Source organism: Chitinophaga sp. 10T418, from assembly GCF_056394125.1.
In genome coordinates this window covers 385,391-398,751 of record NZ_JBFTHG010000002.1, presented here as the reverse complement: position 1 = coordinate 398,751, position 13,361 = coordinate 385,391, and the positions used below count along the sequence as shown (strand labels likewise).

The window sequence follows — 13,361 nt, the reverse complement described above, 5'->3', positions numbered from 1 at the left end:
CTTTCGGTTTAAATCAGATGAAGTTTAACGCCAGCCATATGTCAGACTGGCAAAGGGTGAAAATTAACATATTTCCGCGATACGGAAAAATACCCTATTGATATACCTTCACCCAATCCACAATCATCTGCACCGGCAAGGTTGCGGGATCTACTTTTCCCACCCAGTCGCCACCCAGTTGCTGATCTATCAGCATATAAAAAGGTTGATCATAGGGCCATTGGGATGGATCCACGTTTTTTACCCGGGGATAGGTGAACGTTTCTTTTCCATTCAGCAGGAACACGATTTTATCAGGATACCAGCTGATGCCAAAGGTGTTGAAAACCTGCGGATCCAACTTTGCCGTTCCGAAATGAGGCGGATGCTCCGTTTGTTTAAGATCCAGGGTATAATAGGAGTGAGTGGTCTGGTAAATGAGGGTGTCATAGTTAAGATGCTCCATGATATCAATTTCCCCGTTCCTCGGATATTTACCATATTTGTCTGTTTCGGCCAGCAACCACATGGCAGGCCATGCGCCACGCGCACATTCCAGTTTTGCGCGGATTTCAATTTTCCCGTATTGAAATGCAAACTTCCCTTTTGTATAGATGCCGCCTGTCAGAAATGGTCTCGGATCTTTCGAGGTATCCGGGTTCCTGATACCACGGAGGTATATCTTGCCGCTATCAAGTTTGTAACATTGATCATCACTGCTCATATGCTTGTCCCAGGCGGCGGTACCTGGAGGGATACGGGTCCACCTGGTGGTATCCAGCGTAGCACCGTTGAAGTCGTCCTGCCAGACGAGTTTCCAATGCTTATTTTCCCGTCCTGATTTTTGGGTGTAAAGGTATCCATCTTTGCCACTTCGCGTGGTAACTTTGCACGCTGAGAAGCCAGCTATCATTGATAGCAGCAGGAGTATGTTTTTTTTCATTGCCGACTGTAATTGTTTGTTCTGAGCAAATATAAGCGTTTATATACAGGTAATTATCTGCCTTTTAAGCAGTTACATGGAGATGAATATTTTTGTAATTATCTTTATTTCATTAGCAACAGTAGTTAAATCATTCTCATAATGGGCAGTTACATAAACGTAATGATGCCGCTTAGCGGGTTAATAGTGTATCTCAAAGAACTGATAGAAAAGTACGGCATTGTTGTGTACCTCGAGAAAAGGGATGCGGCGATGAAACGAAGTCATGTACATTTGCAGCAGTCCGGTAGCGAACTGGAAGATGGATATAGCCAATTTTTCTTTAGCTCCAGGGAGATACCACTGGATGAAGAAACGAGTTTTTATGCGGATGGTGTTTTCGATTACTGTGTGGAAGGAAGCGGTGGGCGTGAAACGGAAGATGATATTGAGCTGATAAAGCTGCGAATCATCAGCAAGCAACCTGATAAAGCTATTCAATCTTTTTTTGCTGCAGTATACAGGAAGTTGAAGAAAGATGAAGATATGGGTATGGGCGTCTACGCGGGCGCCAGCTCGTTTTATAAGAATATCTTTTACCTGAAATCACTGGTGGGAGAGAAGAAGATGTGGTTTGATTTTAAAAGAAAAGATAATCCGATTAGCATACATGCGTGATAAAATATTTGTGGCCGCACATCGTGGCGGTCCGCCTGGAAAAAGAAGCGCGTCTGTTGCTCATTCAATGAGCGCACGATTGTGCAAGCCATATTTTGCCGCTCCAGGAGGGCGGATCATTGTCTCAGGGCTGTAGCGTATGTGCTGAAGGCAGCGGGCAGGTTGGTGGAGGAGGAGCAGCAATGGCAGGATGATCAGATGCCTGCCGGCGTGAGGTGCCTGATTTTAGCTGCACGAAAACAGGCTTGTTAACGTGCATGCATATACGTAATGGGAGACCCTTTCTCAGGAGTGATGATACTGCTCATCTGTCACTTGTTCCATCCAGTCAACAGGGGAACCATTCAGCTTCTCCTGGATAGCGATGTGGCTCATGGCCGTGGTGGCGGTAGCTCCGTGCCAGTGCTTTTCGCCCGGTGGAAAGAAAACGATATCTCCGGGATGAATTTCCTGTCTTGCTTCTCCTTCCCGTTGTACCCAGCCGGCGCCTGCAGTGATGATCAGTGTCTGACCAAGCGGATGGGTATGCCATGCAGTACGGGCGCCCGGTTCAAAAGTGACGAGTGCCATCGCCACACGGGCGGGTTCCGGGGGATTCATCAACGGATCGATTCTTACGGTGCCGGTAAAATATTCTGCGGAACCTTTGCCGGATGGTTGTGAGCCGCTGCGTATGATTTCCATAAATGGTTTTCCTCTGATTTTTAGGGTGTGAGTGAAATATTAACTAACAATCAGGAATGCTTCCTTGTTGCAGGGTACTGGCGACATATTTATATGATGCCGGTAATGATTCCATAAAGATACATCGATCAGCAAAGGAAGTGGCCGGTTTTAAAAGTATAACTTTTTCTCAGGAAACCAGCCACTCCGTTAAATCCGGATTTGAATAATAATTTTCAAGTTCTTCAAAGTCACCACCATCGTAGCATTTATTAATATAGTCTAGCGCCTTTTTGGCTTCGGGATCATTACTTGCCTGCAGATAGGCTATTGTAGCTGGTAGTCCCATAAAAGGTACCAGTTGTATATCCAGCCCGCAATAAGTATCAAAATCTGCATTTTTTGCTTCCCAGATCAACAGGCAATCCTCAATATTCTTATGAAGGGTCACGATAAAACAGGCAAACATGAGATCTTCTATATAAATGTTACTTTCATATGGTTTGCGTAAGATTATCAATGCGGTAAGTAGCCCGATGGCAAAATCCCGGTTCCGGTAGGAATGGAAGTAATTATATAGCTCCCGTTTATTACTGAGAATCCATGTAATATCATCTGTGGGAATGCTACGATGCGTATTGAAATGATCAATGATGACAGGAACTTTCATTGTTTTTCTTTTATGAAGTAATGTTTGGATGAATTGCATTTACTTAAAAGGGCGATTATGCGCAGGGGCTGGCTCTTTTAGTACATCCGACAGGCGTATTACCTTGTCTTTAAGCAGCAGCTCGATCATAGACAGAATAATAGTATCCAGATCGGTCGGAATCTCGTTCTTGTATTTGCTGCCTACAAAATCAACATACTCGCTGATCGTCAGTTTTCCTGTTGCATCCAGAAAGATCATCTGAGGCCAGGGGTCGAGGGTGATTACCCGGGGAGCATAGTTATCATTGATCGTTATCATGTTTTCAGTAAGCCAATACCAGGGTGCGGCGCGATAGAAGTACAAATCCTTCAACGGCGAATTTTTCAGGGCTTCAAAAGCAGGAGTGGACCGTTGACGTTTTTTGAAAAAATTAAATTTCATAAATAATGGGTGACGCTTATCAATGCCGGATAATATCTGACAGTCAAATGTAACAGAATTTGTTGGATACCTGTTACACTCAACGGCTTTCTGCCTGGCTGCCGGTGTCAGCAAAGAGCCGGTTCCATTATTATTAAGGTATTGTTATCATTGCCTGCATGATAAAATGGAGCAATGAAAACTTATACATTTATGACATGGAAAACGCCATTGTTTTTGAAAAACTTGCAGACAAAATAGCTGGCATTTTATATTTCAGCGAATCAGAGTACCCGCTTACCCTTGAGCAATGGGGCACACTACCAGCTACAGAATTGGCTAAGAAAATAGCCACCTTAAACAAGGTGGAACCAACCACTTTGAAGGCGGTAAAGGAAGAAGACTTTTTTAATGAGATAGAAAGGACCGCAGATCCCAGCGACACGCCGATAGTTGAAAATGCACTAAAATTTAAAGCACTTCATCAATTCCTGAAAGAAAACCTTACCAACATCCAGGTAACGCGCGTGGAAGGAGGAACCAATGTTCCTTTATACATTACCGGTTACAGGCCTGATGGTACCTGTGTGGCCCTGTTAACCACATCGATAGAATCCTGAACAACCCAAATATAGCTTCCTTCACCCTCTAAAAATGAATTATGAAACAATTCATCAGGCACCTCTGCGTAATAAGCTTTGCAGGTATATTGTTTGCTTCCTGTAAAAAAGAACTCGATGTAACACCCGTCCCGGAACAAAAAATCAACCGGGCAACTACTGAGTTGACCACCTTGCTAACGGAAAACTTTGAATCAGGCAGCAAATCAGCCTACACTTCCGGGTCGGTTACCCTTTCCAGTGGCTCCTGGACTTTAGACGATGCGTTAATAGGTAACCTCGCCACCGATCTGAAAAATGGCACTAAATCCGTACGGATCAGGAATACGGGTACCGTTACTTCCAATTTCAATATCACCGGAGGTACAGGTACTATCACCATCACCATTAAGCATGGTACATTCGGCTCGGACGGCAGCAGCGACTGGCAACTGTGGACCTCTTCCAACAGCGGGAGCACCTGGACACAACAGGGGAATACAGTTTCTACTTCCAATAGCCTGCAAACAGTAACTTTTACGGTTGCAGCAACCACCAGTCTGCGCGTTTCTATCCGCAAAATTTCCGGTGGCAGCAACAGAATCAATATAGACGACATTGCTATTACACTGGACGGCGGCGGTGGCACCACACCACCAACAGCAGGAGATGATGACAATATGCTGATGGGTAATCCCAGCAATGCTTTGGCTAGTATATCTTCGGAAAATAACTACCTGATGGTTAAAACCTATTACGCATTATCGTATAGCCGCAGTCGTGGCACCCCCAACTGGGTGAGCTGGCATATTCAATCGTCAGATCTGGGCAGCATCTCCCGTAGTAATGATTTCAGGGCAGATAATACATTGCCCTCCGGCTGGTACCAGGTACAGAATAGCAGCTACAGCGGATCAGGATTTGATCGTGGGCATAATTGTCCTTCCGGCGACAGAACCGCTACCGCTGACGCCAACTCCGCTACTTTCCTGATGACCAATATGATGCCTCAGGCACCTAATAACAACCAAAAAACATGGGCTAACCTGGAAAATTATACCCGCAGCCTTGTGAACGATGGCAATGAGGTATATGTCATCACCGGTTCGTATGGACAAGGCGGATCTGGCTCACTTGGTGGCACCACCAACACGATCAATAACGGAAATGTTACGGTACCTTCCAATATCTGGAAAGTGATAGTAGTCCTGCCTGATGGTAATGGTGACCTGAGCAGGGTTTCAGGCAGTACCCGCGTGATTGCGGTGAATACGCCCAACAAAAATGATATCAATACTGACTGGACACAGTATAAAACTACGGTGCGCAGCATAGAAAGTGCTACCGGGTACAACCTCTTATCCAGCCTGCGCACTACGTTACAGGACAGCTTGGAAACCAGGATAGATAATCAGTAATTTAATACAGGAACACGCACAACGATAGTATAAAAAGGAACGGGGAAAGATAGTATGTAATGACTATCTTTCCCGGTTCCTTTTTAATCCCATCATTTTTGGTGTTCCTGATTTTTCAGATGCGCCCATTTCACAAGCCGGTCATGCTGGGTTAAAATAAAAATTCCCTCTTTTTTTAAAATAAAATTTACTGCGCAGGTCAGTTGCGCAGTGTGGTATGCATCTTTGTATCGCAGCATTTATTATTTGCTGGTAAAAAACAAAGAGGTACACACATTTTTTTTTAACTTACAATTAAACAACTATTTGCCTTGACACTGGAAGCACTATACGAAACAATTCATCTGCGAAAAAGACCGGAAGACGTAGCCGCCCTGATACAGGATGTGCTGGGTTCCCGATTGAACGCAGCTGAGGCGGAGATATTGCAAAAAGCTGTGGCAACGGCCTTACGCAATACGGTGTGGAAGTACACGGCTATGCTGGAACAGTTTGCAAAAGTAATAGGTGCGGAGAAACAGGTACGTAAAGCTATCGAATTGTTTAAACTGGACATTACGCCCGGGGCAGACGCCTATGATGATCCGGAAGTAGTCGCGGCGTTTATAGCCACCGTTAGTCCATTGATACATAAGAACCCCGGATTTAATGATTATAAAACGGATCGGCTGAATCGTGAGGAAAGAGTGGCTGCCGGCCTTGATATTTCCAAACGTCAGTACAATAAACTGTTTCGTTGCCTGCGATTCCTGGAAAAGAAGTTGAATATCCTGATCAGAGAACGGAAAAAAAGTTTTTTCCAGCGGGCAGGTAAGCATGCTTTTGCGGAAGATATTTCAAAAGAAGATTTTATGGCGGATGTAAACAGCGCTTGTTTCATCGCCTATTATACTGCCCGTTGCAATCTCCGTAGCGAATTTACGGTGAGTGGACAACAACGGCCTTACGATGAAATTGCTGATATGCTTTTTCAGCGTTGCCTGCAGAGCAGGAAGATTGCCAACTGGTGGGCAATAGCGCAGGTATATGCGAGACCGGAGGTATTGGATAAGTTATCCGGTGAGCAGCAGGGTGCTTTACTTGGCAAGTGGACTTCCCTGCTGGAGCAGGTAGCCGTTTTTTTAGGAGAACTGTGGAGGCAGAATGACTTTAACCGTGCCACGATGACGGTTCGGCTGGGGAATGATTCTACTACCTGGAATAATACTGCCAATGCCTGGAATAAGGCAAGAGACAACTGGATGAACCTGATCTATGCGCTGGGAATGGAATTTGTGCTGGAGGAGATGTGTTTCGGAAAAGTGATGCGACTGATAGCAGGAGATGTGGCTGCCTGGCATCAATCAACAGGTAGTACCGGAGATCCGAATCTTCCTGTGTGGAATACGTTGCCGCTTCCCTGGGAAGTGTTTTCGGGAAAGGCGAATTGCAATCTTACTATGGTGCTGGAAGCCTGCAGAGCAGCGGGACTCGATCCGGAAAAATCCGGCTGGATAGCGCCAAGAGCCCATGGAGTAGTGCCTTTCCGACCTACACCAGAACTGGTGCATGGCGTCACCGTTTCAAATCCCTATCTTGCAAAAATATTAAAACAGCATAAATACTTTTCGGGGAAAGACACAAAACCGTTGTTTCCTGAACATAACTAACGGAGTAGTTCAGTGGTAGAGCTTCCGGCACTTATCCGGATAGACGCAGGTTCGAGCCCTGCCTCCGTTTCAAGGATCAGGTACCCGGCAGATAGCCGGGTACCTGATCGTATTTATCAATATCGTCACCAACGAAACCGGCACCCTCACGTGTAGTATCAGGGAATTAAAAAATCAACCGGATAGCTGATTTTTTAATTTAGTGAGATGCCTCCTATGCACCTATTAAGAGCAAGGCAATAAAAGATATTATTCTCTTAAATTATTCAGATCAGGCAGTTTTTAAAACTGTTATGTAAAGATCAACTTACAAGCTATGACCATTTACCCAATGACAGCTGATCATGCAGCAAGTGTCCTTCATATTTATGAAGAAGGTATCTCTACCGGAAATGCAACATTTCAGACCGCTGCTCCCTCCTGGGAAGATTGGGATAAATCTCACCTGACCACTTGTCGCATGGTGGTAATAGAAGATGACGAGGTGATTGGTTGGGCAGCACTTACTCCTGTTTCTGACAGATGTGTGTATGGAGGCGTAGCAGAAGTAAGCGTGTATGTAGCTTTGAGCGCAAATGGGAAAGGCGTGGGAAAAGCTTTACTGCAAAAGCTGGTGGAAGTGAGCGAAGAAAATGGTATTTGGACACTTCAGGCTGGTATCTTTCCGGAAAATGCCGGCAGTATAAAGATCCACAAAGCCAATGGCTTTAGAGAAGTAGGCAGACGGGAAAAGATCGGTAAAATGGGGAACCTTTGGCGTGATACCCTGCTACTGGAAAGACGAAGCACCAAAGCAGGTATGTGATTGACGGATTTGCGGATGCATAATTGCAACATTTTTATTGCCAGGTCTCGTTTTCCCCGCATTGCCGGTGCGCCTGTTCTACGTATTGTATATTAATATTATTATCATTATCTTGGATGAATTGTTTCAAAACACTTTTGTAAAGCCATGGGGGAGCCTGTAGAGGAAGGGGCTAAAGCCGCCACGTTATTACAGCCAGCCGTTGCCGATCTTGAGCTGGTATTTAAAGAGTGCTACGCAGTTCTCCTGGCTTATGCCTGTAAGTATGTATTGCGTGAAACTGCTGAAGACATCGTACAGGATGTTTTTGTACAAGTGCACCGGAAAAGTGCGTCCCTGCACATTACCACCAATATCAAAAGTTACCTGTTTCGCAGTATTCATAACAGTTGTCTGGATTATATTAAACACCAGGCTGTGCATCAGCGTTATGTGAATGCGGCCTTGCCAGCGCTTACGGCCGCTGAACTGGATTATTTTAATCCGGATGGTTCCCGGCAAAGCCTGCTGGAGCAGGACAACCTGGAGGCCAACGTATGGAGGGCCATAGAGGAATTGCCTCCTAAATGCCGGGAAGTGGTGAAACTTCGTTATCTGCAGGGGCTTAAAACCGGCGAAATCTCTGCTGCCATGGGTATATCCTCCCGTACCGTAGAAACACAATTATATAAGGCCATTAAGCAGCTGAGAGGAATGGTCCGTAGGGTAAATTACCTGTTCTCTTTTATTTTATTGTAGCCTGTAGTCCCGTTTTTGCCCATCTTTTTCTTCCTGAAAAAAAATATAAGAATCCCGTACGTAGAAATTATCTTCTTGTCGTCTAAATAAATGACATGTCACCACACTACAATACGAACGACTTGGATTATACGATTTTAATTAAGTTCATAGACGGACAGGCAAGTCCCGAAGAAACAGCCCTGGTGGCTGCCTGGTTAAAGGCTTCCCCCGATAATCAGGTGCTGTATTTTCAGATAAAAGACATCTTCGATCAGCAGCTGGCAACAAAGATCAGCGCCGCAGATGCAGATCAAAGCTGGCAGCAGGTAATGGCACGATTATCGGCAGCTGATCATCGTATGTCCACGGTAAAACAGTTTGGTTGGCTGAAGTATGCAGCGGCCATCCTGATACTGATACTGGCAGGAGGAATAGGTACTTACCTGTTTATGCATGCTGGCTCCCGGCAGGCGCCTTTGATAGTGCTGGTATCGAAAAAAGGATCCGTACAAACGGTATTGCTGCCAGACAGTACCCGGATATGGGTTAAGCCGGGAGGGTTAGTAAAAATGCGGGATGTAAAAGAAGGGGGCGGACGTGAAATATGGCTGGAAGGTAGTGCTTATTTTGAAGTAGTGAAAAAAGCCGAGACGCCATTTATGGTACATATGCGGGATATGACGGTGACGGTATTGGGTACCTCTTTTACCGTAAATGAAAATAGCCGTCATACAGCTGTAGTAGTAAATACCGGGTTGATTAAAGCAACTGCCTTTAACCAAGAGTTGCTGGTGCATCCGGGAGAAAGAGGAATGGTCGTAGATAGTCAGATACAGATGGATCATATAAACCCGCAGTTGTACGCTGCCTGGAAAGATGGAGATTATAAATTTGAGAACACATCTATAGATGAAATAAAAGATCTTTTGCGCGCGAACTACGGATATGAAATGGAAATATTACAACCAGAAAAATTCCGGGATACCCGTATCAGTGGACGAGTACTGATAACGGATGAAGTAAGTTTATGCAGATCTCTGGGTGCTATGCTGGAAGCCGGTGTGCGCAAAGAGGGTAACCGGATTATCGTTCAACCAAAATAAGTATAACTAAATCAATGTATCGTCAAATGCCTGTCAGCTAATCATTTAATCTGAATTTTCCTGTTTTGAAAAGCCTACGTATTACAGCCTGGAGTGGCAGGTGTAGTGATTTTATGTGCCTTGTTGGTTGAAATAGTTATCATGTAAACCGGATTAAGCCCGCGTTACGTATCTATCTTATCAACAAAGTACTGATCCGCTATTTGAATACATACATCTTTAGAAACCATATTATAATAACAGTGACAATTTATAAGAATGATAACGCGTAACGTAGTGATATCTGTACCATTTTAATAAAGTAGTCTTTAACCAAATATGTAGTCTTTAACCAAAATTTTTCCGTTATGAAATTTGGATCTCTACGGCATTGCCTGAAGGGAGTGGCTGGCCTGTGCATTGTACTGAGTGCTACGACTTCGTCCTTTGCGCAGGATGCAATGGCCGGCATCCAGGAACAAACCAACCAGGAACGCAGCAGAAACAGTCCTCCTGAAGCAGGCCGCACGCAAATGATACCGCTGAAGGATGCCCTGGAAAAAATTTATACCAAATACCAGCTCAGGATTGCACTCAACGAAAAGTATGCAAAAGATATTTATCTGCCTGACAAGGTATTGAAAATGGACCCGGAGAAAGTAGTGCCGTTTTTGCAGAAATCATTGCAGGGGCATCATCTCACCCTCAATCCAATGGGGCCTTCTCAGTATGTGATCACACCGGCAGAAAACCGCGCTGCTCCTGCCGTACATAAACCGGCAGTAAAGCTGAAGGTGTCCGGTACCGTAAAAGATAAGCTGGGCGCCCCATTGCTGGGCGTAACGGTGAAGATCGTCGGCACACCTACCGGTACTACTACCAATGAAAAAGGCTACTATGAACTGGATGTGGAACCTACAGATATACTTGAGTTTTCTTACATCGGCTATCAATCTCAACAGGTAACGGTGAGAAATAAAGTAGACATCAATGTGGAGATGCTCGCAAAAGAAGGTGGCCTGAATGAAGTGGTGGTAGTAGGATTTGGTGCACAAAAGAAAATCAGCCTCGTAGGGGCGCAGTCAACAATAAAACCAGAGGAACTGAAGCTGCCGGTGAGAAGCCTGACGAATGCACTGGGAGGACGCTTGGCGGGTATCGTAGCCGTGCAACGGAGCGGTGAACCAGGCTACGATGGCTCCGACATCTGGATACGTGGTATCTCTACCTTTGGATCCAGTCCGCGCGGCCCACTCATCATCGTAGACGGTGTGCCGGATCGTAGCATCAATGACCTGGACCCTGAAGATATCGCCAGCTTTACCGTACTGAAAGATGCTTCTGCCACCGCTGTATATGGTACCCGCGGTGCCAACGGCGTAATCCTGGTAAATACCAAAACAGGTAAGCCGGGAAAGCCGCAAATCAATATGGAACTGAACCAGGCGATTACAAAATTTACGCAGCTGCCTAAGTTCGTGGATGCACCCACCTTCATGAGATTGTATAATGAAGGTTTGCAGATGAGAGGAAGAACACCTCTTTATACAGAAGAGCGCATACAGCAACATGCTTCCGGTGAAGACCCTGATCTCTACCCTAATGTAGACTGGTTCAATGTGTTGTTTAATAAATGGGGACAGAGCAGAAGAGCCAACCTGAATGTACGTGGGGGCTCCGAATTTGCGACCTATTATATTTCCGCTGGTTATTATTCGGAAGTGGGTTTGCTGAAAAGGGATCATGTACAATCGTATAATTCAGATATTAAGCTGGATCGATATAATTTTACAACAAACGTAGATGCCAATATTACCAAAACAACCAAGCTTGAATTAGGTGTAAACGGTTTTATTATTAACAGTAATTATCCGGGCATTGGCACCGGCGCACTTTTTGACCTGGCTACCCAGGTGCCGCCTCACCTGATACCGCCGCAGTATTCCAACGGACAATGGCCTAAAATCCCCGGTGGTAGCTATCCCAGTCCCTATCGCAATCTTACGCAATCCGGTTATGCTACAGAATACCGTAATACCATCCGGTCCAATATCAGGCTCCGGCAAAATTTCGATTTCATCCTGAAGGGCTTGTCATTTACCAGCATGTTTGCCTTTGATGCTTATGGCTGGAATAATCTTAACAGGAAAAGAGAAGTACAAACATACTATGCTACCGGACGGGACTCTGCCGGAAATCTTCTTACAAAAATTGTAGACCCCGGATCCAATGTGCTGGGATTCGATGTGGCAAGAGGCGGAAACCGCCGCTTTTATACAGAAACGGCGTTGAACTATGCCAACAAATTCGGTGATCATGATGTATCCGGTTTACTATTGTATAATCAGTCGGACTATATTGATGCAGACGCCGGCACCCTTATATCTTCTATTCCCTACCGCATAAGAGGTTTGAGTGGAAGGGGTACTTATGGTTATAAGAACCGTTATTTTGCAGAAGTTAATTTCGGTTACAATGGTTCCGAAAACTTTACGCCCAACAAGCGATACGGCTTGTTTCCTTCTTATGGCGTTGGCTGGGTGGTATCCAATGAAAGCTTCTTTGCACCGATCAGTCATGTCCTCAGTTATTTAAAACTACGGTATACTTATGGTTTATCCGGCAACAGTAATACCGGATCAAGGTTTCTGTTTCTCACCAGGATAAAGAGCGATGGTGGTCTTGGCTATACTTTCGGTGTACCGGGCAACACTACGGGCTACGGCGGCTTACAGGAAGATCAAATCGGTTCTGAGGTGAGCTGGGAAACCGGTAAACGGCAAAACCTGGGCATCGAAATAAAAGCATTGCATGATGACTTGTCGCTGATTGTGGAACTGTTCAAGGAACGTAGAACAGGCATCCTGTTGAGACAATATGATATTCCTTATGCCTCTGGTTATACCAGTGATAACATCCCCTACAGAAATATAGGTATCACCGAGAATAAAGGGATTGATGTAACCCTTGATTATAATAAATCATTCTCCAAGAATTATTGGGTGGGCTTCAGGGGAAATTTCAACTTCAATATCAACAAGGACGTGTATGATGGGTTACCACCATGGCAGTATCCCTGGCTGAACCGTACCGGACATCCCATTGATCAACGCTTTGGCTATGTAGCCCTTGGCTTGTTCGCTGATTCCGCTGAGATCACGAAATCGCCCAAACAGGCCGGAGACGTACGTCCGGGAGATATTAAATATAAAGACCTGAATGGAGATGGTATCATTAACAGCTATGATCAGCAGGCGATAGGTTATGGTTCAGTACCCCGTATTGTATACGGACTCAATTTCAGCGTAGGTGTGAAAGGATTTGATCTGAGCCTGTTTTTCCAGGGTGTGGCGATGGTAGATTTTATGTATAGCGGTGGCCATGCCACTAATCCTTTTTATGAAGGACCTACTATCGGCAACCTATATACGATAGCAACAGACCGCTGGACACCAGACAACGCCAACGGCCGGCCTTTCTACCCAAGAATGTCAACCCGGCAGGATATTACCACCAACTATTATGAAAGCACCTGGTGGATGAAAAAGGCAGGCTATGTCCGTTTGAAAAGTGCTGAGTTAGGTTATACTTTCAGCAGCGACAAATTACAGCGATACGGATTGAAGAGTGTACGTACTTATGTGAACGGAACCAACCTGTTTACCATTTCGCCGTGGAAAATCTGGGACCCGGAACTGGGCGATGGCAGGGGCACTGCTTATCCTAACATGACTTCATTCAACTTTGGCATCCGCGCTAATTTCAAATAAAACT

13 protein-coding genes and 1 tRNA gene are annotated in these 13,361 nt (G+C 45.2%); 9 read left to right on the top strand and 5 right to left on the bottom strand.

Going from position 1 to position 13,361, the window contains the following annotated elements:
• Positions 1-94 precede the first annotated feature (94 nt).
• Positions 95-922 (bottom strand): glycoside hydrolase family 16 protein, encoded by an 828-nt coding sequence (locus tag AC1DCV_RS05885; protein WP_477022306.1) that lies wholly within the window; start codon positions 920-922, stop codon positions 95-97.
• 141 nt (positions 923-1,063) lie between these two features.
• Here AC1DCV_RS05885 and AC1DCV_RS05880 point away from each other — a divergent pair, with 141 nt between their 5' ends.
• Positions 1,064-1,579 (top strand): hypothetical protein, encoded by a 516-nt coding sequence (locus AC1DCV_RS05880; RefSeq protein ID WP_477022305.1) that lies wholly within the window; start codon positions 1,064-1,066, stop codon positions 1,577-1,579.
• Positions 1,580-1,703: 124 nt separating this feature from the next.
• Here AC1DCV_RS05880 and AC1DCV_RS05875 read toward each other — a convergent pair whose 3' ends face one another.
• The 4 genes from AC1DCV_RS05875 to AC1DCV_RS05860 all read right to left on the bottom strand — a co-directional run bounded on the left by AC1DCV_RS05875 (position 1,704) and on the right by AC1DCV_RS05860 (position 3,335).
• The gene (locus tag AC1DCV_RS05875) at positions 1,704-1,838 is read right to left on the bottom strand and encodes a hypothetical protein (protein ID WP_477022304.1); all 135 of its coding nucleotides are present in this window, start codon (positions 1,836-1,838) and stop codon (positions 1,704-1,706) included.
• 26 nt (positions 1,839-1,864) lie between these two features.
• Positions 1,865-2,263, bottom strand: a complete 399-nt coding sequence (locus tag AC1DCV_RS05870) for a (R)-mandelonitrile lyase (protein WP_477022303.1) — start codon at positions 2,261-2,263, stop codon at positions 1,865-1,867.
• A 169-nt stretch (positions 2,264-2,432) separates the two neighbouring features.
• Positions 2,433-2,912 (bottom strand): hypothetical protein, encoded by a 480-nt coding sequence (locus AC1DCV_RS05865; RefSeq protein ID WP_477022302.1) that lies wholly within the window; start codon positions 2,910-2,912, stop codon positions 2,433-2,435.
• 39 nt (positions 2,913-2,951) lie between these two features.
• Positions 2,952-3,335, bottom strand: coding sequence for a hypothetical protein (locus AC1DCV_RS05860; RefSeq protein ID WP_477022301.1), 384 nt, complete (start codon positions 3,333-3,335; stop codon positions 2,952-2,954).
• A 197-nt stretch (positions 3,336-3,532) separates the two neighbouring features.
• On the opposite strand from AC1DCV_RS05860, the gene AC1DCV_RS05855 reads away from it, so the two are divergent.
• From AC1DCV_RS05855 to AC1DCV_RS05820, 8 genes are all read left to right on the top strand, one after another.
• Positions 3,533-3,934 (top strand): nuclease A inhibitor family protein, encoded by a 402-nt coding sequence (locus AC1DCV_RS05855; RefSeq protein WP_477022300.1) that lies wholly within the window; start codon positions 3,533-3,535, stop codon positions 3,932-3,934.
• 41 nt (positions 3,935-3,975) lie between these two features.
• Positions 3,976-5,331 (top strand): DNA/RNA non-specific endonuclease, encoded by a 1,356-nt coding sequence (locus AC1DCV_RS05850; protein ID WP_477022299.1) that lies wholly within the window; start codon positions 3,976-3,978, stop codon positions 5,329-5,331.
• Between the two features lie 311 nt (positions 5,332-5,642).
• A complete protein-coding gene (locus AC1DCV_RS05845; protein ID WP_477022298.1) occupies positions 5,643-6,980 on the top strand; it encodes a hypothetical protein in 1,338 nt (445 codons plus the stop codon).
• Positions 6,979-7,050 (top strand) — tRNA-Lys (locus AC1DCV_RS05840). The genes AC1DCV_RS05845 and AC1DCV_RS05840 overlap by 2 nt, the downstream gene beginning before the upstream one ends.
• A 246-nt stretch (positions 7,051-7,296) precedes the next feature.
• Positions 7,297-7,785, top strand: coding sequence for an N-acetyltransferase family protein (locus AC1DCV_RS05835; RefSeq protein ID WP_477022297.1), 489 nt, complete (start codon positions 7,297-7,299; stop codon positions 7,783-7,785).
• 147 nt (positions 7,786-7,932) lie between these two features.
• Positions 7,933-8,523: an RNA polymerase sigma-70 factor gene (locus tag AC1DCV_RS05830; RefSeq protein ID WP_477022296.1), complete on the top strand. Its 591-nt coding sequence runs from the start codon at positions 7,933-7,935 to the stop codon at positions 8,521-8,523.
• Between the two features lie 95 nt (positions 8,524-8,618).
• Positions 8,619-9,608 (top strand): FecR family protein, encoded by a 990-nt coding sequence (locus AC1DCV_RS05825; protein ID WP_477022295.1) that lies wholly within the window; start codon positions 8,619-8,621, stop codon positions 9,606-9,608.
• A gap of 347 nt (positions 9,609-9,955) precedes the next feature.
• On the top strand, positions 9,956-13,357 hold the full coding sequence (locus AC1DCV_RS05820) for a SusC/RagA family TonB-linked outer membrane protein (RefSeq protein WP_477022294.1): 3,402 nt from the start codon (positions 9,956-9,958) through the stop codon (positions 13,355-13,357).
• Positions 13,358-13,361 lie beyond the last annotated feature (4 nt).

Coding starts and splice junctions, on each gene's coding strand:
- AC1DCV_RS05835 (WP_477022297.1), top strand. CDS start 7,297: ATGACCATTTACCCAATGACAGCTGATCATGCAGCAAGTGTCCTTCAT.
- AC1DCV_RS05880 (WP_477022305.1), top strand. CDS start 1,064: ATGGGCAGTTACATAAACGTAATGATGCCGCTTAGCGGGTTAATAGTG.
- AC1DCV_RS05860 (WP_477022301.1), bottom strand. CDS start 3,335: ATGAAATTTAATTTTTTCAAAAAACGTCAACGGTCCACTCCTGCTTTT.
- AC1DCV_RS05885 (WP_477022306.1), bottom strand. CDS start 922: ATGAAAAAAAACATACTCCTGCTGCTATCAATGATAGCTGGCTTCTCA.
- AC1DCV_RS05865 (WP_477022302.1), bottom strand. CDS start 2,912: ATGAAAGTTCCTGTCATCATTGATCATTTCAATACGCATCGTAGCATT.
- AC1DCV_RS05825 (WP_477022295.1), top strand. CDS start 8,619: ATGTCACCACACTACAATACGAACGACTTGGATTATACGATTTTAATT.
- AC1DCV_RS05870 (WP_477022303.1), bottom strand. CDS start 2,263: ATGGAAATCATACGCAGCGGCTCACAACCATCCGGCAAAGGTTCCGCA.
- AC1DCV_RS05875 (WP_477022304.1), bottom strand. CDS start 1,838: ATGCACGTTAACAAGCCTGTTTTCGTGCAGCTAAAATCAGGCACCTCA.
- AC1DCV_RS05820 (WP_477022294.1), top strand. CDS start 9,956: ATGAAATTTGGATCTCTACGGCATTGCCTGAAGGGAGTGGCTGGCCTG.
- AC1DCV_RS05855 (WP_477022300.1), top strand. CDS start 3,533: ATGGAAAACGCCATTGTTTTTGAAAAACTTGCAGACAAAATAGCTGGC.
- AC1DCV_RS05850 (WP_477022299.1), top strand. CDS start 3,976: ATGAAACAATTCATCAGGCACCTCTGCGTAATAAGCTTTGCAGGTATA.
- AC1DCV_RS05830 (WP_477022296.1), top strand. CDS start 7,933: ATGGGGGAGCCTGTAGAGGAAGGGGCTAAAGCCGCCACGTTATTACAG.